This window comes from Opitutia bacterium (assembly GCA_016217545.1).
Classification (GTDB): domain Bacteria; phylum Verrucomicrobiota; class Verrucomicrobiia; order Opitutales; family Opitutaceae; genus Didemnitutus.
Window position 1 is genome coordinate 172467 of record JACRHT010000016.1, and the last position, 24132, is coordinate 196598.

A 24132-nucleotide genomic window follows, 5' to 3' on the forward strand; every position below is an offset into this window, starting at 1 on the left:
GCGGATCAGGTCTCGGACACCATCGGCAGCCGGCCGCCGCTCGCGACGGCATCGCGGCTGCGTTGCGCATGCGGGAGCCACGAGCGCTTCGTCCAGCGGCGCAGCATCATGAGACCACGTGCCCATTCCTCGACCGCCATGGCCACCCAGACGCCCACGAGTCCCCAGCCGAATTTCAGGCCGAACAGCCAGCAGAGCGGCACGCTGAAGCACCATTGCGAGAAGACCGCGATCGAGATCGGGAAACGCGCGTCGCCGGTGGCGCGGAGCGCATTGATGATGACAATATTCAGGACGCGACCTGGCTCGTAGGGGATCGAAATCAGCAGCAGAAACGCTCCGCCCGCGACTACCACAGCGTCGTGCGAGAATTGTCCGAGCAGTTGCTTCGCGAAAATCGCCACGAGCACGATCGCCGTGGTCGAGATGGCGAAACCGATGCGCACGCTTTTCATCACCTCTCGATAGGCGCCTTCGAAATCGCCCGCGCCGACGAGGCGGCCGATCAGCAGCTCGGTGCCGAGACCGAGCGCGATGGAGAAGAGGATCACCAGCAACTGCACCTGCCGGGTGTAGGTCATCATCGCGAGGCTCTCGGAGCCCATGCGGGCGACAAAGCTCGTGATCACCATCAGCGACACCCAGTAACTCATGTGCTCGCCGGCGGCCGGCAGGCCGATGTGCAGGATGCGCTTGATGCGGTCCATGCTCACATCGACGAAGTCGCGCGCACGCAGCATGAGCTTCAGGCGGCGATCGAGCAGCACCCAGAGGATGATGCATGCGACAACACGGCTGAAGACGCTCGCGAGCGCCACGCCGGTGACGCCCATCTTCGGTGCGCCGAAGAGCCCGAAGAGCAGCACGCAGCTGCCACCGATGTTGATCAGATTCTGCAGCGTCGTGACGACCATCGCATCGCGCGTGTGGCCGTGCGCGCGGAGCGAGGCGCCGAGCGAGACGTTCATCGATTCCATGAACAAGGTTCCGCCCATCAGCGTGAGGAACGGCCGGGCGTGCACCATCAGCTCGTCGGGCAACTGCATCAGGCGCAGCAGCGGCGTGGCGCACGTGAACGCCACGAGGCTGACGGCGAGACCGATCCAGGTGTTCACCGCGATGGCGGTTGTGACGATTTTCTCCGCGCCCTTGGCGTCGCCCGCGCCGACGTGATGCGTGATGACGACGCTTGCGCCGATGCCGATGAAGTTGAAACAAATTAGCGCCAGCACGACGAACTGGTTGGCGACACCCAGCGCCGCGACGGCGCCGTCGGACACGTGGCTGACCATGAAGGTGTCCACGACGCCGATGAGTATGCGCAGCGACTGCTCGATGAAGATCGGCCAGGCGATCTGGAGCAGAGTCGGTGCGGCTTTGGTATTCGACGAGTTCATCGGGCGGGAGGAACCACAGACAGCCGCCGCCGCGCCAAGACAAGGCGAATTCCCGTCAAGGAGGAGAGCGTCCGGCCAAAATCGGCGGAGAGGTAGGGCGAGTCGTCCCGACGAGCCGCGAAAGGGAAAGAGGCGCGCGCCGCGGCCGAGCGGCTCGTCGGGACGACTCGCCCTACCGTCGCGACCAGATCCGCAGCGAGCTGAGGAGGAAATTTTCCAAGGCGGCGGCTTCGTTCAGATTCAGGCGCAGGAGGCCGACGTCGTGCTCGAGTTGGGCGATGGCGGCGACGGTCGAGCGGCGCGCGGCTTCGTCGCCGGCCGCGAGGCGGGCTAGCGCGAAATCTCGGGTGGCGTGCTCGAGCTCAGCGAAGAGCTTCAGGCGGATGCCGTTCGTGATTCCCGTCTGGATCGCGTCGACTTCGTCGTCGTCGAGATCGTCCGGAAGCTTTTCCTTTTGCTGCTTCCACGCCTGCTCGGTGGCGGCGGAGAGCACGGCGTTGAAGCGCGTGGTGAGGCCGTAGACGGAAATCACCTGGTCGGCCACGGCGCGCTTGTCGGCGGCGCCATCGGCGAGCTTGCCGAGCCAGGCAGCATAGGCGGTGCGCGCTTGCTGCCAGGACGCGATTAAGTCGGGCTCGCAGCCGGCGAGCGCCTCGGCGCCGGAGTCGGTGAAGCGGAAGTGCAGGCAGCGGCTGCGGATGGTGGCGAGGAGCGAGTAGGGGCGCGTCGTGAGCAGCAGGATGGCAGTGCTTGCGGGCGGCTCCTCGAGGGTTTTGAGGAAGATGTTGGCCGCGGCGACATTCATGCGGTCGGCCTCGTAGACGACGGCGACCTTGCGGTGCGAGACCTGCGGCGAGACTTGGATGCGGTTGATCAGGTCGCGCGTGGCGTCGGCACCGATCTGGCGCATCTTGCCGGCGGGGCGGAGAGCGAAAAAATCCGGGTGCTGCTTCGGCGCGAAATACTGGCTCGGCGTGCGCGGGTCGTTGAGCAGGCGGTCGGCGATGCCGTGGGCGACGGTGGCGAGCGTGGCGAGGTTCTCGCCGTGGAGCAGGAGGCTGTTCGCGAGACGGCGGCGCTCGATCGCGCGCTCGATCACGGAGACGGCGGGCGTGCCGGCGAGCGTGTCGGGCCAGGGAGCTGGAGTTACGGAGGACAGGGGACGGAGGCCGGTAGGGAAAGGACCGGTGCGCGGGCTCAGGCGGTTTGGAGGTCGAGGAGGCGGAGTTGCACGGCGCCCCAGATTTGTTCCTCGAGGGCGTTGGGGGCCTGCGTGCCGTCCATGACGACGACGCGTTCGGGCCACTGGCGCGCGAGCAGCAGGTAGCCTTCGCGGACCTTGTTGTAGAACTCGATGTTCTCGCGCTCCATGCGGTCGGGCAGGTCGGAGGCGCGCTGGCGGACGCGCTGCAGGCTGACCTCCGTCGGCACGTCGAGGACGATGGTGAGGTGCGGCATGACGTTGCCGACGGCGAAGCGGTTGATCTGGTTCACCGGATCGGGGGCGAGGTTGCGCGCGACGCCTTGGTAGACGGTCGAGGAATCGAGGTAGCGGTCGCTCAGCACGACGGCGCCGCGGAGCAGGGCGGGGGCGATGACTTCGCGCACGAGTTGGGCGCGGGCGGCGGTGAAGAGCAGGAGCTCGGTCTCCGGGCACATCTCGTCGCCGCGATGATTGTGGATGAGAATGTTTCGGATCTGCTCGCCGATCTCGGTGCCGCCGGGCTCGCGCGTGGCGATGACTTCGCGGCCGAGTTTCTGGAGATGCTCGGCGAGACGCATGATTTGCGTGGACTTGCCGGAGCCTTCGGAGCCCTCGAACGAGATGAGTTTGCCAGCGAGTTTGGACTTGTTGGGCATGGGAATGCGGGAGGTGGGAAAACGAAACGCGCGCGAGCGATTGGCGGCAACCGTTTTTCCGCGCGGCCGCGGGAGGAAACCCCTTGATTGCGCCGGACAATCGCGCCAACACTCGGCGCGTCATGCTCAGCCCTGTCTCGGCGCCGCTTTTTCTCGCCACCACCAACATCGTCGAAGTCTTCGCCCGCTGCGATCCGGTCGGCCAAGTCATCACCACCATCCTGCTGATCTTCAGCGTCGTCGCCTGGTCGGTGATGCTCGGCAAGAACTCCGAGCTGAACAAACTGCGCGCGCGCAACTACCAGTTCGAACAACGCCTGCGCGAGGAGCGCAAGCTGCTCGATCTGCCGGAGTCGTTCCGCAACATGCGCTCGATTCCCTACGCCGATCTTTTCGCCGATGCCTCGGAATCCTACTGGCGCGCCGCCGCGATCGGCAAGGAGAAGGGCGACGACTCGCTGCACGCGCGCCTCGAACACGCCGAAAACGCCATTTCCCGCGCGCTCGCGCGGCAAGTGCTCCGCTACGAGGAGAGCATGGTGTGGCTCGCGACGATGGTGACGGTCGCGCCGTTCATGGGCCTGCTCGGCACGGTGTGGGGCGTCATGGAGGCGTTCAGCGCCGTGTCGGTGATGCAGACGGCGAGCATCCAGACGCTCGCGCCGGGCGTCTCGGCGGCGTTGCTCACGACGATCGCCGGCCTCGTGGTCGCGATTCCGTCCGTCGTCGGCTACAACGTCCTGTTGAACAAAACCAAGACGCTCACGACCGAGATCGAGAACTACGCGAGCACGCTCGCGGACCGCATCGAATTGGAGATGCAGAAATAAGGAGCCGTCACCATGGCCCGCACTTTCCGCCGCGCGCGCGCCGCGCATCCGATCTCGGAGCTGAACGTCACCAACCTCATCGATTTGGCGTTCACGCTTCTGATCATCTTCATGATCTCGACGCCGCTGATCCAGTCGGAACAGACGGTCCCGGTCAATTTGCCCGTCGAATCGAAGAGCGAGCAATCGCGTCCGGACAAAGACACGCGTTTCGAGACGATCAGCATCAAGGCCGACGGCACGTGCACGCTCGGCAGCAAGCTGGTGCCGATTGCGAATCTGAAGAAGGCCCTCGCGACCTACGCCGCCGAGGCGAAGCCGCCGGTCTTCCGCATCCGCATGGACCAGAAGGCGACGGCGCAGCACTTCATCAGCGTCATGGACGCCCTGAAGCAGAACGGTCTCTCCAAGGTCACTTTCGACACGCAGACTCCCTGAGCGCCGATGCGCGCGAATTCCCCCAGCGCCTATTTTGCTTCGTTGATGCTGCACGCCGCGGTGGCAGCGATCATCGCGGGACTTTCGCTCTACATCGCGCAGGTGCAATCGCAGCAGCGGCCGCCGGTGATTTTCGATCTCGTCGCCGGTCCGCCCACGGCGCCGGACGAACTGGTCGCCGCCAAACTCGGCAACACGCTCATGGCGCCCAAAATCACGCCGCCGGCGGATGCGCCTGTGCGCCAGCCGGAAGTCGCGCCGCAGCCCGATCCGGTCGTCGAGACGGTGAAAACTCCGCCTCCCGAGGACGTCATTCCCACGCCGCCGAAGGAGACGCCTAAGCCGAAACAAAAGGTCAAGGACGTGCCGAAGCCGAAGGAGCCGTTGACGAAGGAAGCGAAGGCGGTCGTCGACAAGATGAAGAACAAGCAACTCGTCTCGTATCTGAACGAGAAGAGGAAGATCGACCGCGAGATCGCGAAGCAGGAGGCCGCGCGCAAAGCCGCCGAAGCTCGCGCCGCGAAGGCGAACGCCGGCGTCAAGGGCGTCGACGTTGAAGGCATCAAGGAAGGCGTGCTCGGTGGCTCGACCGCGAACAAGCGCGGCGGCGGGGGCGGCAAAGCGCTCTCACGCGAGGAGGCGGACGAACTTTTGGTCTACCAGACGCTGCTGAAGAATGAGCTGAAGCCGATCTTCGATGAACTGAAGCCCACTGGCGTCTCGGACTCGCTCACCGCGGACATCTCCTTTCTGATGACTGCTAACGGGGAGTTCGGCAACGTGCGCGTCGCGCGATCGTCGGGCAACGCGGAGTTCGATCAGGCGGCGTTGGCGTCCTTCAAGAAGCTCGCATGGGGCAAACGCCGGCCAGACGGCAAGACGAGCACCTGGGTGCTGACGTTCCGCATGCGCGACGTCGATTGACCGACCCGGCGTAACGCACTGGAGAAAAGAAAAAACCGCCGGATCGCTCCGGCGGTTTTTCGTTTAAAGTGGTGGACCCGATCAGATTCGAACTGACGACCTCCTCAATGCCATTGAGGCGCTCTGCCAACTGAGCTACGAGCCCACAAAGAACTGCGGAGGGCCAAAAAGCGGAGTTTGCCGGGCGAATGCAAGGCCTTTTTGAACGAGATGCCGAAACTTAGTTCGGACCGTGGAAAACCAGCGGTGGGGGCGGCTGGGAAGGGTCGTCGGGGTTCGCCGCGGCCGCCGCTTGGGCCGCCGCCATGCGCTGGGTCCACTCCGCCCAGTAGGCCGCCTCGCGTTCGCGGCGCAGCAACTGGCGGTATTCCGCGTCACCCGCAAAGAAGATGAAAATGAACAGCACCGACAGCAGATACCAGTGAAGGAAATACGCCGCCGCCAACGCGAGCAACGGCGCGGCGATCTTCCCGATGAGAACGGCGCGGCGAGTGGCCTTGAGGTAATCCATCTTGCGGGCCAGCAACGCGCGGAGGATGCGCCCGCCGTCCATCGGGAACACCGGCAGCAAGTTGAACGTCCCCATCACCAGATTGCCGAGCGCGAGCTGGATGAGCGTCATTTGCGAACCGTAGGCGGGCACCGCCTGCTCCGACCAGAGGTCGCGCCACACCAGCGGCAGCAAGACGGCCACGAGCACGAAGTTCACCGCCGGGCCCGCGACGGTGATGAGCAACTCCGCGCGCGGCCGGCGCGGGATGCGGTCGAACTCCGCCATGCCTCCGATCGGCATCAGCAGGATGCGCGGGACGTGGACGCCGTAGCGCCGGGCGGTCAGCGAGTGGCCTAATTCGTGCAGCACCACGCAACCGAAGAACAATGTCACCACGAGCAAACTCCACAGCGCGCCTGTCGCGCCCGCATCCATCCAGCCTTCCCAACCGAAGTAGGCCAGCAGCAGCAAAAAGCTCACGTGGATCGCGAGCTGTATGCCAAAGATGCGGAACAGATTAATTGACCACCCTAACATCGGCCCTAAGTAGAACCATCGCTCTCGAAAGCGCTAATACAATCCATGTCCACCGACGCTCCGGCACCCACCATTCTCGTCATCGATGATGACACCGAGGTGCGCTACTCGCTCAACCGCGTGCTCAGTTCCCAACGCTACCGCGTGCAAGAGGCCGCGAGCGGCGAGGAGGGCGTGGCGGCGGTCAAGAAACAGGCGCCCGACGTCGTGTTGCTCGACAACCGCATGACCGGCATGACCGGCCTCGAGACGCTGCAGCACATCCGCGCCGCGAGCCCGCGGCAGCTGGTGATTTTCATGACGGCCTACGGCACCGCGCAGACGGCGATCGAGGCGATGAAATACGGTGCCTACGACTACGTGGTGAAGCCGTTCGATCCGCCGAAATTGCTCGCGCTGGTCGAGAGCGCTTTGCGCACGCAGGCCGACAGCAAGTCCGCCAGCAGCTACCAGCCGGTGGTCAATTCCGACGAGCACAAGGAAGGCATCGTCGGCACCTCGCCCGCGATGCAGGAAGTCTTCAAGGCGATCGGCCAATTCGCCGCCTCCGACGCCTCGGTGATGATCACGGGCGAGTCCGGCACCGGCAAGGAGCTCGTCGCGCGCGCCATCCATCGCCACAGCCACCGCTCCGCCAAGGCGTTCGTCGCGGTCAACTGCGCCGCGATTCCGGAAAACCTGATCGAGAGCGAACTCTTCGGCCACGAGCGCGGCTCGTTCACTGGCGCCACCGCGCAGCGCCTCGGCAAGTTCGAACTCTGCGACGGCGGCACGATCTTCCTCGACGAAATCGGCGACATGACGCCGACGACGCAGACGAAGATTCTCCGCGTGCTCCAGGAAGGCGAGATTCAGCGCGTGGGCGGCGTCGAGACGATCAAGGTCAACGTGCGTGTCGTTGCTGCGACGAACAAGAATCTCGAGGTGCTCGTGAAGGAGAAGAAATTCCGCGAGGACCTCTACTACCGGCTCAACGTCGTCCGCGTGAAGCTTCCGCCGCTGCGCAAGCGCGTCGAGGACGTGCCGCAGATCGTCGATTTTTTCCTCCAAGGCCTCTTCAAAGCGAAGAAGACGAAGGTCCGCAAAGTCTCGCCGGAGGCGCTCGCGCTGTTCTGCCGCTATCGCTGGCCCGGCAACGTGCGCGAACTTGAGAACGTCGTCTACCGCAGCGCCGTGGCGGCGACCGGCGACGCCATCCTGCCGCGCGATTTGCCCGACGAAGTTCGCCAAGCCGGCGAACAGGAGGACGTCGCGCTCGCCGCCGACAGTTCGACCGGCGCACCCGTAGCGTCAGTCGCACCGGCAGCACCACTCGCGAGCACCGCCGACTCAGTCGAGGAACTCGCTGCCCGCCTGCTCGCCGCGATCGCAGCCGCGCACCCGGGCAACGAGCGCGCAGCACTCGCGCAGCTGCTCGGCGACAAATTGCCGGCCCCTGAAGCGCTCGCGCCGAAGAAGCGCGCGGCCAAGAAACACTGATCCGCGCTGGCGGGGCTACTTGCGGTCGCCGTAGCCTTTGGGGCGGGCCCTATGCCAGCGCCACGCGGTCTCGACGATCGGTTCGATGTGCGTGTATTTCGGCGTCCAGCTGAGTTCGGTCTTCGCCTTGGTGGCGTCCGCGTAGAGCGCCGGCGGATCGCCCGCGCGGCGCGGCGCGTAGGTGACGGGGACCTTGAGCCCGCTGACTTTTTCGACGGCCTTGATGACTTCGAGCACGGACGTCGGCGTGCCGGTGCCGAGGTTGTAGAAGAGTTTCGTGCCCGGCGTGCCAAGTTTGTCGAACGCGGCGATGTGCGCGCGGCTGAGATCGTCGACGTGGACGTAGTCGCGCAGGCAAGTGCCGTCGGGCGTCGGGTAATCCGTGCCGAAAACCTGCAGGGCAGGGCAAAGCCCTTGCGCGGCGCGGATCGACACGGGAATGAGGTGTGTCTCGGGATCGTGGTCCTCGCCGATTGCGCCGTCCTCGGATGCGCCGGCGGCATTGAAGTAGCGGAACGCGGCGAAACTCACGCCGTGTGAGCGGGCGAGCGCCTTGAGCAGGTTTTCGAGATCGAGCTTGGTCTGGCCGTAGGGATTGATCGGCGCCTGCGGCAAATCCTCGGTGATCGGCATGCGCTGCGGGATGCCGTAGGTCGCGCACGTGGAAGAGAAGACAAATTTCCGCACCCCGCGCTTGAGCATCGTCTCCAACAACGTGAGCGGGGCGGCGACGTTGTTGCGGTAATATTTGATCGGATCGGTGACGGACTCACCGACGTAACAGTAGGCGGCGAAGTGCATCACGAGATCGATCGCATGCGCGTCGAACACGCGATCGATCGCGGCAGCGTCGCCGAAGTTCACGTCGTAGAACGGCACGTCGGGCGCGACCGCCGCGCGATGACCGTAGACGAGATTATCGACCACGACGGGTTGATGGCCGGCGGCTTGGAGCTGGCGCACGCAGTGACTGCCGATGTAACCGGCTCCGCCGGCGACGAGCACTTTCATAGGGCAGACAAAGTTCTATTGAGGTTGCTTTCGCAGTGGCTAGGCAATTCCGTGTCCATTTTCCCGCCCGCCACATGAAGCAAACCCGCATCGTCATCACCGGAGTCGGCCTCACCGCGCCGAACGGCAATACGTTGGCCGAGTTTCGCCAGAACCTGCTGAAAGGCATTTCCGGCATCACGACCGTCGACGTCCGCTACATGGGACGCTGGCCGGCGGGCATGTGCACGTTCGACCCTCTGAAATATCAGAAGAAAAAGGACGTCCGCATCGGCACCCGCGCGGGCAGCATCAGCGTGTATTGCGCGCGCGAGGCGCTCGCCGATGCCGGCGTGAACGTTGAAACGCGCGACAAGAGCCGGATTGGCATCTACGTCGGCATCACCGAGCACGGCAACGTCGAGACCGAAAACGAGGTCTACAACATCTCGCAGTTCAAATACGACACGAAGTTCTGGACGCACCACCACAACCCGCGGACCGTCGCCAACAACCCGGCGGGCGAGGTATCGCTCAATCTCGGCATCACCGGTCCCGCCTACACGATCGGCGCCGCTTGCGCGGCCGGCAACATGGGCCTGATCCACGCCGCGCAGATGCTGCGCCTCGGCGAAGTCGATTTCGCCATCGCCGGCGGCATCAGTGAGAGTCCGCAGACCTTCGGCATCTTTGCTGGTTTCAAGAGTCAAAACGCCCTCGCGGCCCACGCCGACCCGACTAAGGCCAGCCGGCCGTTCGACAAGGCGCGCAACGGCATCGTCATTTCCGAAGGCGGCTGCCTCTACACGATCGAACGCCTCGAGGACGCGCAGGCGCGCGGCGCGAAGATTTACGGCGAGATCGCGGGCTACTGCGTCAACTCCGACGCGACCGACTACGTGTTGCCCAACCCCGAGCGTCAGGCCGAGTGCGTCCGCAAGGCCCTCGCCAACGCCGGCATGACCGTCGACGACATCGACATCGTAAACACGCACGCCACCTCGACGCCCCAAGGCGACATCCAGGAGTGTCAGGCGATCGCCGCCGTGTTCAAGGACCGCAAGGAACCCGTCGCGATCAACAACACGAAGAGCTTCATCGGCCACTGCATGGGCGCGGCCGGCGCGTTGGAGCTGGCGGGCAACTTGCCCAGCTTCGACGACCTCGTGGTTCACCCAACGATTAACGTCGATGAGCTTGATCCCCAGTGCGATATCCCGGGCCTCGTGCTCAACCAACCGCGCTCGGTTAAACGGGTTGACGCCATCCTGAATAATTCCTTCGGTATGCTCGGAATTAATTCCACGCTGATCATCAAGCGATTTACTGCCTGACCTCACCTCCGCACACCATGACGAAAGACGCCTGCAAGAAGCTGGTTATCGACATCATCTCCGACATCGCCCCCGACGAAGATCTCTCGGCCATCAAGCCGGACGTCCGTCTGCGCGACCAGCTCCAGCTCGATTCCATGGACTTCCTCGACATCGTCATGGAGCTCCGCAAGCGCCACGGCATCGAGGTCCCCGAAGCCGACTACATGCAGCTCGCCTCGCTCGACAGCTGCGCCGAATACCTGACGCCGAAGTTCCAAGCCAAGGGCTGAACCGGAACCCGACGAACACGCGAGAGTAGGGGCGCAGCTTGCTGCGCCCTTTGTTTTATCCGGATCGCGACGGGCAGATGCACACCTCCAGCCACTACGACGCAGTCATCATCGGCGCCGGCATGTCCGGCCTCGCCGCCGGCATCCGTCTCGCGCACTTCGGCAAGAAAGTCTGCATCTTCGAACGCCACAACGCCCCCGGCGGGCTCAATGGTTTCTACAGCATCGCCGGCCGGAAGTTCGACGTCGGCCTGCACGCGATGACCAACTTCGTGCCGCCCGGCGTCAAAGGCACGCCGCTCACGAAGCTCCTCCGCCAGCTCCGCATCGACCGCGACGAGTTCGCGCTCTGCCCGCAAAAGCAATCAAAGATCGCCTTCGGCCCGCGCGGCGAAACGGCGCTGCGTTTCACCAACGACTTTGCCGTGCTCGACGCCGAGGTGCGCGAGAAATTCCCGCACGAAGCCGAAGGCTGGAGCCGCCTCGTCCAACTCGTCCGCACCTACGACGACGTGTCGCTCGACGCCCAGCCGCGCTCGGCGCGCGAAGTCGTCGCCCAGCACCTCCGCGACCCACTGCTCACCGACATGATCTTCTGCCCGGTGATGTATTACGGCAGCGCGCAGGAGCGGGACATGGAGTTCGGCCAGTTCGTGATCATGTTCAAGGCGCTCTACCTCGAAGGCTTCGCCCGGCCGCTCGATGGCGTGCGCGTGATCATCCGCGTGCTGCTCGAGAAATTCCGCCAAGCCGGCGGCGAGCGCCGCATGAAGTGCGGCGTCGCCCGCATCGTCGAGCGCGACGGACGCGCCGCTACGCTCATCCTCGACGACGGCTCGGAGATCACCGCCGACCACGTCATCTCGTCAGCCGGCTTCGCCGAGACAATGCGTCTGTGCGAGCCGGCCCGCACCGCCGAGGCGGCCGCAAACACCGGCCAGCTTTCTTACGCGGAAACGATTTCCGTTTTTCAATCCGCGCCGGCGACGTGGGGTTGGGGCGCCGACACGATCATCTTTTTCAATGACTCGCCGCGCTTCGCCTACGAGCGCGCGAGCGAGCCTGTGGACCTCCGCAGCGGCGTCATCTGTTTCCCGAACAACTTCGCGTATCCCGACGGTGCCGACCTGCCCGAGGGCCTCGTCCGCGTCACCTGCCTCGCGAACTTTGACCGGTGGGCAAACCTCCCCGAGGAAGCCTACCAAGCCGGGAAACGCCGCTGGTTCGACGCCATCCAGCGCAGCGCGCGGCGTTTCCTGCCGCCGGTGGACGACGCGGCGCTCGCCGCGCAACTCGTCACCACCGACATGTTCACGCCGCGCACAGTGAAAAAGTTCACCGGCCACCTGAACGGCGCGATCTACGGCGCGCCGCAAAAGATCCGCGACGGCCGCACACACCTGCGCAACCTCTACCTTTGCGGCACCGACCAGGGATTCCTTGGCATCATCGGTGCCATGCTCAGCGGAATCTCCATGGCCAACTACCACGTGCTGCAGGGGAGCGCGAAATAGCGCCGCCTTCCGCCGGGCGCTTGCCTCAACTTCCCGGTTGCCCTGCCTCCGCGCGCACTCTTACTTGGGCCGCTTTCATGGCCTACGACTGGCTCAAAGGAACCCACGATCACTACGACGTCATCGTCATCGGCAGCGGCCTCGGCGGCTTGACCGGCGCCAATGTGCTGGCCAAGTGCGGCCACAAGGTCCTGCTGCTCGAGCACCACTACCAACTCGGCGGCCTCGCGACGTGGTTCACCCGCAAAGGCGGACACATCTTCGACATCTCGCTGCACGGTTTCCCGCACGGCATGATCAAGTCCTGCCGCAAGTATTGGAGCCAGGACATCGCCGACGCCATCGTTCAGCTCAAAGGCGTGCGGTTCATCAACCCGCAGTTCCAGATCGACACGACGTTCGACCGCGACGACTTCACGCGCCAACTGATCGAGACGTTCAAGATCCCCGCCGAGACGGTGGAGCGTTTCTTCACCGACCTGCGCGCGATGAACTTCTACGACAACTCGACCGAGACCACCGGCGAGATGTTCGAGCGCTACTTCCCGGGCCGCGACGACGTGAAGCGACTCCTCATGGAGCCGATCGCCTACGCCAACGGCTCCACGATGAACGACCCCGCGATCACGTTCGGCATCGTGTTCTCGAATTTCATGAGCAAGGGCGTCTTCACGTTCCAAGGCGGCACGAACGTCCTGATCAAGCGCATGGCCGAGGAGCTGAAGAAGAACGGCGTGGAAATCCGCAAGCACGTCCTCGTCGAGAAAATCCTCACCGAGGAAGTCGACGGCCGAAAGCGCGTCTGCGGTGTCGTCGCCAACGGCAAAACCATCCGCTGCGGCGCCGTGCTCTCGAACTCGAACGTCAAGAACACCGTGCTGCGCATGGCGGGCGAGGAGAACTTCACACCCGAGTTCGTCGCCGCCACCAAAGCCGTGCGCGTGAACAGCAGCTCGTGCCAGGTCTACCTCGGCATCAAGAAAGGCGAGACGCTGCCGCACATCGGCGACCTCGTGTTCACGTCCGACGAGCCGAAATTCTCGAGCGAAGCGCTCGTCGGCCTGCACACGACGAGCCGGACGTTCTCGATGTATTACCCTGACACCCGTCCCGGCACCGACCGCTACACCGTCGTCGTGTCGATCAACGCGAAGTATCAGGACTGGGCCGCCCTGTCGGACGACGACTACGCGAAGCACAAGGAGCGCCTCATCGAGGAATCGATCACGTCGCTCGAGCGCTTCATCCCGGACATTCGCGGCAAGATCGAGTGGAAGGAAGCCGCGACGCCGCGCACCGTCGAATACTACACGAAGCACTGGCACGGCACGTCGTTCGGCACGAAGTTCGAGGGCCTGAAAATCTCGATGGACCTGCCGACGCAGCTGCCCGGTCTCTACCACGCCGGCTCAGTCGGCATCATCATGTCGGGCTGGCTCGGCACGATTAACTACGGCGTGATCGTGGCCAACCAGATCGACAAGGCCCTCGCCGCCGCGAAGCGCACCGCCGCCTGATTTCCCCGTGAACGAAGTCGAGCAACTCATCCCGCACCGTCCGCCGTTTCTGTTCGTCGACGCCATCGTGTCCCACGACGGAGAGACCATCGTCACGCGCCGCACTTGGCGCGCCGAGGAGGATTTCTACAAAGGCCACTATCCGGGCGCACCGATCACACCGGGCGTGCTGCTCAGCGAAGCCGTCTTTCAATCCGGCGCCTGTCTCATGGCCAAACTCATGGCGGGCTCGGCCGGGCAGGGCGGCGGCGTTCCTTTGCTCACCAAGGTTTCGGACATCCGTTTCCGTCTGCCGGTTTACCCGGGCGACACCGTGACGATCGAAGTGAAGCGCAAGGAGACCGCCGGCGAGTTTCATTTCCTCACCGGCCTCATGAAATCTGCGGACGGCAAGAAGATCATGAACGTCGATTTCGCCGTCGCGTGGAAGAAACCCGAAGGCCAGGTCACCACGGCATGAGCGATTTCCTCCAAGTCGCGGGCAAAACGTTCCTCGTCCAAGGCGTTGCCAACAAGAAGAGCGTCGCGTGGTTGATCGCGAAATCGCTGGAAGAGCAGGGGGCGCGCGTCGTCTACGCGGTGCGCTCCGAGGCGCGCAGGAAATCCCTCGAAGCCCTGCTCGCCGACCGCCCGGTCTTCGTCTGCGACGTCGAACAGGAGGGCGCGGGCGAGAAACTTGCCGCCGATGTCGCCGCCGCCGGCTTCGCGCCGCTGCACGGCTTGGTTCACTCGATCGCATTCGCGAACTACAGCGAAGGGTTCAAGACGTTCGCCGAGACGAAGCGCGGCGACTTCCTGCAGGCGACCGCCATCTCCGCCTTCTCGCTCGTCGAGCTGACGCGCGCCTTCAAGCCGCACCTCGCGCGCGACGCCTCCGTCGTGACCATCGGCATTTCCTCGCTGCTCGTGACACCCGACAACTACGGCTACATGGGCCCGATCAAAGCCGCGCTGGAATCCTGCGCGCGTTTCCTCGCCAAGTCGCTCAGCGCCGACACCGCCATCCGCGTCAACGTCCTTGGCAGCGGTCCGCTTAAAACGAGCGCTTCGGCTGGCATTCCCGGTTATCTCGAAAGCTATCTCTACGCGGAGAAAATGACCTTCCGCAAACGCGCGCTCGAGACGCAGGAGGTCGCCAACGCCGCGCTCTTTCTCCTCAGCCCGCGCAGCAGTGGCGTGAACGGCACGACGCTGGTCGTGGACGGCGGCCTTGGCTCGAACTACTTCGACAAGGACATCATCCACCTCGCCATGCGGCCGGAGGCACCGAAAGCATGAACCGAGCGCGGCCGCAACATGTAGGAGCCTGCTTGCAGGCGACCACAAATTATCGCCTGCAAGCCGACTCCTCCGGGCCAAAGGCGCATGCCGCAGCCGCATGAAATTCGCGCACGCCTGCATCGAGTCCATCGCCGCGGTCGAGCCGGGCGAAGTCTGGTCGTCAGCCGCCATCGAAGCGCAGCTGAAGCCGATGTATGAACGGCTGCGCCTGCCGGAAGGGCGCCTCGAACTCATGTCCGGCATTCGCGAGCGTCGCATGTGGGCCGCCGGCACGCGGCCTTCCGACGCGAGCGCCGCTGCTGGGCGCAAGCTGCTCGGCATTTCACGAATCCCCGCCGCGAAACTTCAGGTGCTCATGCACAGCGCCGTGTGCCGCGATATGCTCGAACCGGCGACGGCGACCTTCGTGCACCACAAGATGGGCCTCGGCGGCGGCATGCAGGTTTTCGACGTCTCGAACGCCTGCCTCGGTTTCCTTAACGGTCTCGTGCTACTCGGCGGCATGATCGACGCCGGCCAGATTCGCGCAGGCATTGTGGTCTCCGGCGAAAACGGACGCCCGCTCGTCGAGCGCACGATTCAGCACCTGCTCGGCGCCAATCTCGACCGCAACGCGATCAAGCCGTTCTTCGCCAACCTCACCATCGGCTCCGCCGCCGTCGCGGCCGTCGTGTGCCACGAGGACGAGTTGCCCGCCGGCGCGCCGCGGCACCGTCTCGTCGCCGGCGCTGCGCTGGCCGACACGAGCCACAGCGATCTCTGCCAAGGCGACAGCGCGGGCGACGGTCTCTCGATGGAAACCGATTCCGAGCAGCTGCTCATCGCCGGCATCGACGTCGCGCGGCGCACCTGGGCGGACTTCAAGGGCGAGAGCGGCTGGGACGAGGCAACCCCCGACCGCTTCATCTGCCACCAAGTCGGCAGCGCGCATCGCCGCAAGCTCTACGAGACGCTCGGCCTCGATCTCGCGAAGGATTTCTCCTCGTTCGAAACACTCGGCAACACCGGGTCCGCCGCGCTGCCCACGACGCTTGCCCGCGCCGTGGAGCAAGGCGCCGTGCGCGACGGGCAAAAAGTCGCGCTGCTCGGCATCGGCAGCGGCATCAACAGCCTCATGCTCGCGCTCGAGTGGTGATGACGCCCGCCGCACAACTCCCGGACTGGCTGCGGAAACTCTATCCGTTCACGCCGCAACGCTTCGCGACGCCCGCGGGCGAACTGAGCTACGTCGACGAAGGCCCGCGCTCCGACGAAGCGGTCGTGATGGTGCACGGCAATCCGACCTGGTCGTTTTTCTACCGCGACGTCGTGCTCGCGCTGCGCGGCCGGATGCGCTGCATCGTGCCGGATCACCTCGGTTGCGGCCTGAGCGACAAACCGCAGCAATGGGACTACACGCTGCCCAACCACGTCGCGAACCTGCGCGCGCTCCTCGATTCGCTGCAGTTCCGCAAAATTCACCTCGTCGTCCACGACTGGGGCGGGCCGATCGGACTCGGCGCGCTGCTGCCGCAGCCGGAGAAGCTCGGCGGTGTCGCGATTCTCAACACCGCAGCATTCGCCGACACGGTCGTGCCGCTGCGCATCCGGCTCTGCCGCGCGCCGTTGCTCGGTGAGCTGATCGTGCGCGGCGGCAACGGCTTTGCGTGGCCCGCGACGTGGATGGCGGTTTCGCAGCCGCTACCGGGCGACGTGAAGCGCGGTTTTCTTTTCCCCTACGACTCGTGGGCCAACCGCATCGCGACGCACCGTTTCGTCGTCGACATCCCGAGCGGACGCGGCACTGCATCAGACCGCGCGCTCGCAGAGATCGAGTCGCGCCTGCCGCTGCTGCGCGAGCGCGACGTCGCGGTGTTGTGGGGTGCGGATGATTTTTGCTTCAACCGACACTACTTCCGCCGCTGGCGCGAGCTACTGCCCGACGCGCAGCACGAACTGCTCGAAGGCGTCGGCCACTACCTGATCGAGGACGGCGGGAGCAGGGTCGTGCAAAGCATCGCCGCGCACGTGACCGGGGACGCGGGCAACCGGCGCGTGTGACCGCCCCAACTCAACGAACGTCTTAGCCAACACATGGCAAACGCAGCGCCCCATCGTCCGACTGGCACGGGTCACGTCTTCTGGCTTTTCGGACTCTCCGGCGCGGGCAAATCCACGCTCGCCCACGCGCTCGCGAACGACCTGCGACAGGGCGGCCGCAGTGTGCTCGAACTCGACGGAGATCGCTTGCGCTCCGGATTGTGCCGCGGGCTCGGTTTCTCGACCGAAGAGCGGGCCGAAAATCTCCGTCGCGCAGCCGAGGTCGCGAAGCTCGGACTCGATTCGGGACTGTGCGTCGTTGCCGCCTTCATCACGCCGCTGAACGAGAACCGGGCGCTCGTGGCGTCCATCGTCGGGCGGGACGCGCTTTCGTTCGTTTTCGTCGACGCGCCGCTCGACGTCTGCCGGCAACGCGACGTGAAGCACCTCTACGCCGCCGCCGCTCGCGGCGACGTGCAGAAATTCACCGGCGTGAGCGCCGCCTTCGAGCCGTCACCGGACGCCGACCTCCAGGTGCCAAGCGCGCAGGAGAGCGTGGCCGAGAGCAGCGCGCGGCTGCGCGCGTTCGCTTGGGACAAGTTGACAGGAGCGCGATAGCCATGCGTTCGCTGGATCACCTGGAGCTGCTCGAGCACGAAGCCATCTACATCGTGCGCGAGGCGGTGGCGCTCTTCCCGCGACTCGCGCTGCTGTTCTCGGGCGGCAAAGATTCCCTCGTGCTCGCGCACGTCGCCCGCAAGGCTCTGGCGCCGCTCCAGCCCCAGTTCCCGCTGCTGCACATCGACACCGGCCACAATTTCCCGGAGACGCTGGAGTTTCGCGACGCCTACGTGCGCCAGACGGGATGGCGACTGGAAGTCCGGAGCGTCGAGGCCTCGATCGCCGCCGGACGCGTCCAGGCTGACCCCGCGCCGCACGCGAGTCGCAATCACCTGCAGTCCGTCACCCTCACGGATGCCATTCGCGAGTTGAATCTCGACGCCTGCCTCGGCGGTGCCCGGCGCGACGAGGAAAAGGCCCGCGCGAAGGAGCGCGTGTTCTCGCACCGCAATCGCGATGGCCGCTGGGAGCCGCAACATCAGCGCCCGGAGCTCTGGCACCTCGTCAACGGACACAAGGCGCCCGGCGAGCACTTCCGGGTTTTCCCGCTCAGCAATTGGACCGAGCTCGACGTGTGGAGCTACATCCGGCGCGAGAACTTGGCGCTGCCGAGCCTCTATTTCGCGCACGAGCGCCGGGTCGTGAACCGAAGCGGCACGCTGCTGGCGCTGCCGGACGAATCGTGGCTGCAACCGGGCGAAGAGCTGCGCGGCGAGCGCGTGCGTTTCCGCACCATCGGCGACATGACGTGCACCGGCGCCGTGCGTTCCGCGGCGCAGACACTCGACGAAGTGATGGCCGAGGTTGCGGCCGCTCGCCAAACCGAGCGCGCTGCCCGTGCAGACGATCAGCGCTCCGACGCCGCGATGGAGGACCGGAAGCGCGAGGGCTACTTCTGATGGACATCCTGCGTCTCATCACCTGCGGCAACGTGGACGACGGCAAGAGCACGCTGCTCGGCCGCCTCCTGCACGACACCAAGTCGATTTTCGAAGACCAGTGGGCGGCTTTGCAGCGCATCTCGAGCGAGCGCGGCGATAGCGCGGTGAATCTGGCGTTCATCACCGACGGCCTGCGCGCGGAGCGGGCACAAGGCATCACAATCGACGTCGCGCACCGCTATTTTTCCACGCCGCGAAGGAAGTTCATCCTCGCGGATTGCCCGGGCCATCTGGAATTCACGCGCAACATGGTGACCGGCGCCTCCAGCGCGCAGGTCGCGCTGCTCCTGGTGGACGCGCAGCGGGGGATAACGGAGCAGACGCGCCGGCACGCGTTCCTGGTGTCGTTGCTCCGCGTGCGGCACCTCGTCGTTTGCGTGAACAAGATGGACCTCGTGGGCTTCGCCGAAGCGCGGTTTGACGAGATTCGCGACCAGGTCATGGCTTTCGCAGAGCGGTTGGAAGGCGTGGAAGTGCAGTTCATCCCGATCGCCGCCTTGCACGGCGACAACGTCGTCGAGCGGTCGGCGCGGATGCCGTGGTATGCCGGCACGCCGTTGCTGTATGCCTTGGAGAATTTCTATGTCCGCAACGAAGCGAATCTGGTCGATGCGCGGTTCTCGGTGCAGCTCGTGATGGAATCGGCCGGGAAGCGCCTTCTGGCGGGGCGCGTGGCGAGCGGCGTGCTGCGACCAGGCGAGGAGCTTGTTCACTTGCCGTCCGGGCGGCCGCTGAAGATTTGCCGGATCGACGTTGCGGGCGAGGAGACCGCGGAAGCACGTCATCCGATGAGCGTAGCGCTCGAAGTCGACGCGACGTTCGCCATCCAACGCGGCGACATGCTCGCGCGACCGCACAATCATCCCACGCCGGCGACGGAGCTGGACGCGATGGTTTGCTGGCTGGATGAGCGTCCGCTGGAGCTTGGGCGGACTTACCGGATACGGCAGGCGGAGCGCGAGGTTGGGGGAAGCGTGGCGGAGATTCTTTACACGATCGACGTGAACACGCTGCGGCGACAGCCCGCGGCTGACGGCCGGTTGCCGATGAACGCGATCGCGCGCGCGGCGCTGAAAGTGGACGCGGTGATTTTCGCCGACGCCTACCGACGGAACCGGGAGACGGGGAGTCTTCTGATCATCGACCCGGAGACCAACGCCACCGCCGGAGCCGCCATGATCTTGGCACCTTAAGGACGTTGCCGAAGGACGGGCGAAAGGGTTGTGCGTCGGGAGGTTTTCCGAACAAGTCTTATTTGGGACATAATGCTTATTGTGCGACTTTCCACTGAGAAAACAGCCTGTTCCGAGTAGACGCTGATCCGGTCAAGGAGACTCCACTATCGGCGCGAGCGCGTCCGGACTACATCGTCGTCGGTTCGCGTCGGGGCACACCAGCTCCTACGAAATACTTATGACCAGCGAGGTCCAGCGGCTGACTCGCGAGGCCCCTGCCCGGTCGTCACCGTTGCGATCGCCGCGCGTGCCCGCCCGGACAAGTGCGCAAGACCCAAGCGGCTGCGCGTGCCGAAGTCCACTAACCGGCCGATTCAGCGTGCGAGGCCCCAGCGGCGCGTGAGCGGATAATAGATGAACAGCGGTTTGCCGACCACGTCCTTGTCCGGGATAAATCCCCAATAGCGACTGTCCGCGCTGTTCGGCGAGTTGTCGCCTAGCGCCATGAACGAGTTCGCCGGAACCTCAACGACGTTGCCGCTGCCGAGCAGTCCGACGTTCGTGTAGCCCGGATAAAGTCCGCGCTTCTCAGAATTCGCTTTGAATGCATCAGCGCCCGCGATCGGCGCGCCGTTGCGGAAAAGCTGCGCGGCAGGATCGTTCGAATTTTCACCGCCATCGCGGATGAACTTCGGCTCGCGGACCTCGATCTTGTCGCCCGGCGTGCCGACGAGACGCTTGATGTAGTATTGGCGCAGTTGTTCGCCGTTTGGCCCCGTCATCGCGTCGCTGTGGATGTTCTCGGTCTTGAAAACGAAGCCCTGTCCCACTTTCGGCGGGAAGAAGTTGTAGGTGATGCGGTCGACGAAGAGCAGGTCGCCCGTGAGAATGTCGAACGACAGGATCGGTTCGCCGCGCTTCGCCTGCCTGCCCACGGGAATCCAGTATACGCGCTGATCGAAGGTTCGGCCACCCGCGGAGATCGTGAGAATCGAGGATTCCGGCGTCCGCCCGCTGCTCGCCTGCTCGCGGAGCACGCGGGTGAACGGACGATTCTTGCCGCCAAATGCTTCGTCGAGCACGCGTTCGAAACCGAAGTCGACGGGCACCTCGATCTCCGTCGGAGTGCCGTTCACCAGGAACGTGTAGACCCGGTAAGTCGTCGGGAAAAACCCGAGCGCGCGACCGGCGCGCTGCGTCGACACCACGTGGAACTCGCCATCCTGAAACTTCAGCGCCGGGACGAGGATCTCGCCGTCGGCAGGTGCGATTGCCCGGTAGTTCGTCGCGCCAAAGGCGAGCAACCGGCCAACGCGTCCGAGCACGCCGGGCTCCTCGCCCGGTTTAATGAGCTCGTGCGTCATGCCGTAGTAAGTCGGCCACATCGAGTTCGTCGGAATCTTGAACGGCTGCACGAAATACGCGCGCAAACCGAGAATCACGATCGCGGCAACGAGGAAGAACTCGACGTTCTCGACGAGCGACGAGGTCGGATAAATGCGGCCGCCGGTTTGGCGCAGGACATCCTCGAGCTTCTCGATCGCCATCTTGAGCTTCGAGGCGTCGGCCTTGTCCTTTAGGCGCAGCTTGAGGTCGCCCGTCGCGGCGACGAGTTGCTGCACTTGCGCGGGCGGCAACTGGTCGCGGCGGAAGTTGTAGACGCGCTCAGCGACTTCGAGCCAGTTGGCGGCGTGGCGCCGCATCTTTTTTTCTTCGGAGAGGAGAAAGTCGAACACGGCGGAAAGGAAAACGTCTGACTCAGTTGTTGGTTTTTAGAACCTGAATGAAAGCGTCCGGAGGGATCGAGACTTTGCCGATCTGCTTCATCTTCTTCTTACCCTCCTTCTGTTTCTCGAGGAGCTTGCGCTTGCGGGAGATGTCGCCGCCGTAGCATTTCGCTGTGACGTCCTTGCGCATCTCGCGAACGTTGTCGCGGGCGATGATCTTGCCGCCGATGGCGGCTTGCACCGCGATCTTGAACATCTGCGGCGGAATGATCTCGGCGAGTTTCTCGCAGAGCGCGCGGCCCTGCATCTCAGCTTTCGAGCGGTGCACGATGCTCGCGAAGGCGTCGACGGGATCGCCGTTCACGAGGATATCCATCTTCACGAGGTCGGAGGCGCGGTATTCGCCGAGCTCGTAGTCCATCGAGCCGTAGCCGCGCGTGATGCTCTTCAGGCGATCGTTGAAATCGACGAGGATTTCGTTGAGCGGCAGCACGCAGGTCAGCATGACGCGCGCGCCGTCGAGCGTGTCGGTGTGATCGAGCGAGCCGCGCTTTTCCATGATGAGGTTCATGATGTCGCCCATGAACTCGTTCGGGATATGGATCTGCGCCTTGATGGTCGGCTCGGCGATTTCGAGGATCGAGGCCGGGTCCGGCAAATCGACGGGATTGTCGACTTCGATCGTCTCCTTGGCGTGATTCGTCACCTTGTAGACGACGCTCGGATACGTAGAGATGATATCGACGTCGTATTCGCGGCGGATGCGCTCCTGGATGACTTCCATGTGGAGCAGGCCGAGGAAGCCCGCGCGAAAACCGAAGCCGAGCGCGACGGACGATTCCGTTTGGTAGACGAGCGCCGAGTCGTTGAGTCGGAGTTTGCCGAGCGCGACCTTGAGTTTCTCGTAGTCGTCGGACTCGAGCGGATATAGGCCGCAATAGACCATCGGACGCACTTCCTTGTAGCCGGGCAGCATCTCGGCCGCGGGCTTGTTGGCATGCGTGACGGTGTCGCCGATCTTGATCTCGTCGGTGCTCTTGATGTTCGAGACGATGTAGCCGACGTCGCCGGGGCCGAGTTCGTTCACCTTCTCCATCGCCGGGCGGAACACGCCCACTTCCTTCACTTCGGAGCGCTGGCCGGTGCTCATCAGCATCATCATTTCGCCGGCCTTGACGGTGCCGGAAAAGACGCGGGCGTAGGAAATGACGCCGCGGTAGGAATCATATTTCGAGTCGAAAACCAGCGCGCGCAACTCCGCGCAATCGGTCCAACGCGGCGGCGGGATGCGAGTGACGACGGCTTCGAGAATGTCCTGGATGCCGATGCCGGCCTTGCCGCTGGCGAGGATGGCTTCCTCGCCCGGAATCGTGAGGATGTCCTCGAGCTGCTTGATGCAGAGCTCGAGGTTGGCGCTCGGCAGGTCGATCTTGTTGATGACCGGAATGACCTTGAGGCCTTGGTTGAACGCCAGGTGCGCATTCGCGACCGTCTGCGCTTCGACGCCTTGGGCAGCGTCGATGAGCAACAGCGCGCCTTCGCACGCCGCGAGGGAGCGCGACACCTCATAGGAGAAGTCGACGTGTCCGGGCGTGTCCGTGAGGTGCAGCTTGTAGATTTTGCCGTCCTTCGCCGGGTAGTGCATCACGACCGGGTGCATCTTGATCGTGATGCCCCGCTCCTTCTCGAGATCCATCGCGTCGAGGTGCTGATCGGTCAGCACGCGCTGCGACACGGTGTTGGTGTATTCGAGCAGGCGGTCGGACAGCGTCGTCTTGCCGTGATCGACGTGTGCGATGATGCAGAAGTTTCTGGTGAGCAAATCGGGCATTAAGCGGGAAGTTCGGAGAGTTCGCTGAACGATTTGACGACCCACGCCTTCTCGGTGCGGCGCGCGAGTCCGGCGAGGACGCCGCCCGGGCCGCACTCCCAGAATTCCGTGGCGCCGGCAGCGACGGCGCTGCGCATGCAATCTTCCCACAGCACGCTCGACACGACCTGTTTGACCAGCGCTTCGCGAATCTGTGCCGGCTCGCTCACGGCCTGGCCGGTGGTGTTGGTGAAGACGGTGAAGGCGGGGCGATTGAACGTCACGCCTTCGAGGAACTGCGCAAATTCCGCGCGCGCCGGTTCCATCAGGCGACTGTGGTAGGCTCCCGCGACGTTGAGCGGCATGACGCGCTTGAGGCCCTTATCCTTGGCCGCGGCGACGAGCGCTTCGACTTTGGTCTTCTCGCCGGAAACGATGATCTGGCCGGGCGCGTTGAAATTGGCCGCCTCGATGTCGAACTCACGGCAAAGCTCGGCGACCTTCGCGCGCTCCTCGCCGATGATCGCAGCCATGCCGCCGACGCTCTTCTCGCACGCCTGCTGCATGAGTTCGCCGCGGCGCGCCACGACTTTGAGGCCGGTTGCAAAATCGAAAACGCCGGCCGCGGTCAGCGCGGTCACTTCGCCGAGGCTGAGGCCGAGCGCGATGCTCACTTCCGGCAACTTGCCGCGCTCCTTCAGCGCCGCGACGACCGCGAGACCGTGGACGAACAGCGCGGGCTGGCAGACCTTGGTCTGCGTGAGTTCCGCCTCGGGTCCCTCGAAGCTGAGTTTCTTCAAATCCCAGCCGAGCACTTGGTTGGCTTGGTCGTAAAGCGCGCGCGCGGCGGCGGAGCCGTCGTAAAGCGACTTGCCCATGCCGACTTTCTGGGCGCCCTGCCCTGCGAAAAGAAGTGCCAATGACATAGATGAAAGGGGCCGGTTAAACCGGTCCGCCGCGCTGAATCCAAGCC

The 24132-nt window shown here is 64.5% G+C and carries 23 protein-coding genes and 1 tRNA gene; 15 read left to right on the top strand and 9 right to left on the bottom strand.

The window, feature by feature from the left end:
* Positions 1-5: 5 nt before the first annotated feature.
* The 3 genes from HZA32_13330 to HZA32_13340 all read right to left on the bottom strand — a co-directional run bounded on the left by HZA32_13330 (position 6) and on the right by HZA32_13340 (position 3257).
* Positions 6-1397, bottom strand: coding sequence for an MATE family efflux transporter (locus HZA32_13330; protein MBI5425054.1), 1392 nt, complete (start codon positions 1395-1397; stop codon positions 6-8).
* Between the two features lie 172 nt (positions 1398-1569).
* Positions 1570-2556: a DNA polymerase III subunit gamma/tau gene (locus HZA32_13335; GenBank protein MBI5425055.1), complete on the bottom strand. Its 987-nt coding sequence runs from the start codon at positions 2554-2556 to the stop codon at positions 1570-1572.
* Between the two features lie 38 nt (positions 2557-2594).
* Positions 2595-3257, bottom strand: coding sequence for a dTMP kinase (locus tag HZA32_13340; protein ID MBI5425056.1), 663 nt, complete (start codon positions 3255-3257; stop codon positions 2595-2597).
* 122 nt (positions 3258-3379) lie between these two features.
* Here HZA32_13340 and HZA32_13345 point away from each other — a divergent pair, with 122 nt between their 5' ends.
* The 3 genes from HZA32_13345 to HZA32_13355 are packed head-to-tail and all read left to right on the top strand — an operon-like array spanning position 3380 to position 5449.
* A complete protein-coding gene (locus tag HZA32_13345) occupies positions 3380-4087 on the top strand; it encodes a MotA/TolQ/ExbB proton channel family protein (protein ID MBI5425057.1) in 708 nt (235 codons plus the stop codon).
* A 12-nt stretch (positions 4088-4099) separates the two neighbouring features.
* On the top strand, positions 4100-4525 hold the full coding sequence (locus HZA32_13350) for a biopolymer transporter ExbD (protein MBI5425058.1): 426 nt from the start codon (positions 4100-4102) through the stop codon (positions 4523-4525).
* A gap of 45 nt (positions 4526-4570) precedes the next feature.
* Positions 4571-5449: an energy transducer TonB gene (locus HZA32_13355; protein ID MBI5425059.1), complete on the top strand. Its 879-nt coding sequence runs from the start codon at positions 4571-4573 to the stop codon at positions 5447-5449.
* A 69-nt stretch (positions 5450-5518) separates the two neighbouring features.
* On the opposite strand, the gene HZA32_13360 is transcribed toward HZA32_13355, so the two are convergent.
* Together HZA32_13360 and HZA32_13365 are read right to left on the bottom strand one after the other, a co-directional pair.
* Positions 5519-5594, bottom strand: a tRNA-Ala gene (locus tag HZA32_13360).
* 75 nt (positions 5595-5669) lie between these two features.
* On the bottom strand, positions 5670-6422 hold the full coding sequence (locus HZA32_13365) for a site-2 protease family protein (protein MBI5425060.1): 753 nt from the start codon (positions 6420-6422) through the stop codon (positions 5670-5672).
* Positions 6423-6524: 102 nt separating this feature from the next.
* Here HZA32_13365 and HZA32_13370 point away from each other — a divergent pair, with 102 nt between their 5' ends.
* Positions 6525-7958 carry a sigma-54-dependent Fis family transcriptional regulator gene (locus HZA32_13370; protein ID MBI5425061.1) on the top strand — a complete coding sequence of 478 codons (1434 nt, stop codon included), beginning with the start codon at positions 6525-6527 and terminating at the stop codon, positions 7956-7958.
* 15 nt (positions 7959-7973) lie between these two features.
* Here the strand turns inward: HZA32_13370 and galE are convergent, their stop codons facing one another.
* A complete protein-coding gene (galE, locus tag HZA32_13375) occupies positions 7974-8969 on the bottom strand; it encodes a UDP-glucose 4-epimerase GalE (GenBank protein ID MBI5425062.1) in 996 nt (331 codons plus the stop codon).
* A gap of 74 nt (positions 8970-9043) precedes the next feature.
* Here galE and HZA32_13380 point away from each other — a divergent pair, with 74 nt between their 5' ends.
* The 11 genes from HZA32_13380 (at position 9044) to HZA32_13430 (ending at position 19640) form a co-directional block, all read left to right on the top strand.
* A complete protein-coding gene (locus HZA32_13380) occupies positions 9044-10282 on the top strand; it encodes a beta-ketoacyl-[acyl-carrier-protein] synthase family protein (GenBank protein MBI5425063.1) in 1239 nt (412 codons plus the stop codon).
* Positions 10283-10299: 17 nt separating this feature from the next.
* A complete protein-coding gene (locus HZA32_13385) occupies positions 10300-10554 on the top strand; it encodes an acyl carrier protein (protein ID MBI5425064.1) in 255 nt (84 codons plus the stop codon).
* A gap of 77 nt (positions 10555-10631) precedes the next feature.
* Positions 10632-12068 (top strand): NAD(P)/FAD-dependent oxidoreductase, encoded by a 1437-nt coding sequence (locus tag HZA32_13390; GenBank protein MBI5425065.1) that lies wholly within the window; start codon positions 10632-10634, stop codon positions 12066-12068.
* Positions 12069-12145: 77 nt separating this feature from the next.
* Entirely contained in the window at positions 12146-13585 is a 1440-nt protein-coding gene (locus HZA32_13395; GenBank protein MBI5425066.1) for an NAD(P)/FAD-dependent oxidoreductase, read from the top strand.
* A 7-nt stretch (positions 13586-13592) separates the two neighbouring features.
* Positions 13593-14045: a beta-hydroxyacyl-ACP dehydratase gene (locus HZA32_13400; GenBank protein ID MBI5425067.1), complete on the top strand. Its 453-nt coding sequence runs from the start codon at positions 13593-13595 to the stop codon at positions 14043-14045.
* Entirely contained in the window at positions 14042-14863 is an 822-nt protein-coding gene (locus tag HZA32_13405; GenBank protein ID MBI5425068.1) for an SDR family oxidoreductase, read from the top strand. The genes HZA32_13400 and HZA32_13405 overlap by 4 nt, the downstream gene beginning before the upstream one ends.
* Positions 14864-14963: 100 nt before the next feature.
* Positions 14964-16001 (top strand): 3-oxoacyl-ACP synthase III, encoded by a 1038-nt coding sequence (locus HZA32_13410; protein MBI5425069.1) that lies wholly within the window; start codon positions 14964-14966, stop codon positions 15999-16001.
* Entirely contained in the window at positions 16001-16906 is a 906-nt protein-coding gene (locus HZA32_13415) for an alpha/beta fold hydrolase (GenBank protein MBI5425070.1), read from the top strand. The genes HZA32_13410 and HZA32_13415 overlap by 1 nt, the downstream gene beginning before the upstream one ends.
* Before the next feature lie 33 nt (positions 16907-16939).
* Complete coding sequence (gene cysC / locus HZA32_13420) at positions 16940-17503, top strand: adenylyl-sulfate kinase (protein ID MBI5425071.1); 564 nt, start codon at positions 16940-16942, stop codon at positions 17501-17503.
* A complete protein-coding gene (locus tag HZA32_13425) occupies positions 17500-18405 on the top strand; it encodes a sulfate adenylyltransferase subunit 2 (GenBank protein MBI5425072.1) in 906 nt (301 codons plus the stop codon). Before cysC ends, HZA32_13425 begins: the two co-directional genes overlap by 4 nt.
* Positions 18405-19640 (top strand): sulfate adenylyltransferase, encoded by a 1236-nt coding sequence (locus HZA32_13430; GenBank protein MBI5425073.1) that lies wholly within the window; start codon positions 18405-18407, stop codon positions 19638-19640. The genes HZA32_13425 and HZA32_13430 overlap by 1 nt, the downstream gene beginning before the upstream one ends.
* 356 nt (positions 19641-19996) lie before the next feature.
* On the opposite strand, the gene lepB is transcribed toward HZA32_13430, so the two are convergent.
* The 3 genes from lepB to fabD are packed head-to-tail and all read right to left on the bottom strand — an operon-like array spanning position 19997 to position 24085.
* Positions 19997-21358, bottom strand: coding sequence for a signal peptidase I (gene lepB, locus HZA32_13435; protein MBI5425074.1), 1362 nt, complete (start codon positions 21356-21358; stop codon positions 19997-19999).
* Between the two features lie 22 nt (positions 21359-21380).
* Positions 21381-23180, bottom strand: coding sequence for an elongation factor 4 (gene lepA / locus HZA32_13440; protein MBI5425075.1), 1800 nt, complete (start codon positions 23178-23180; stop codon positions 21381-21383).
* Positions 23180-24085: an ACP S-malonyltransferase gene (gene fabD, locus HZA32_13445; GenBank protein ID MBI5425076.1), complete on the bottom strand. Its 906-nt coding sequence runs from the start codon at positions 24083-24085 to the stop codon at positions 23180-23182. The genes lepA and fabD overlap by 1 nt, the downstream gene beginning before the upstream one ends.
* Positions 24086-24132 lie beyond the last annotated feature (47 nt).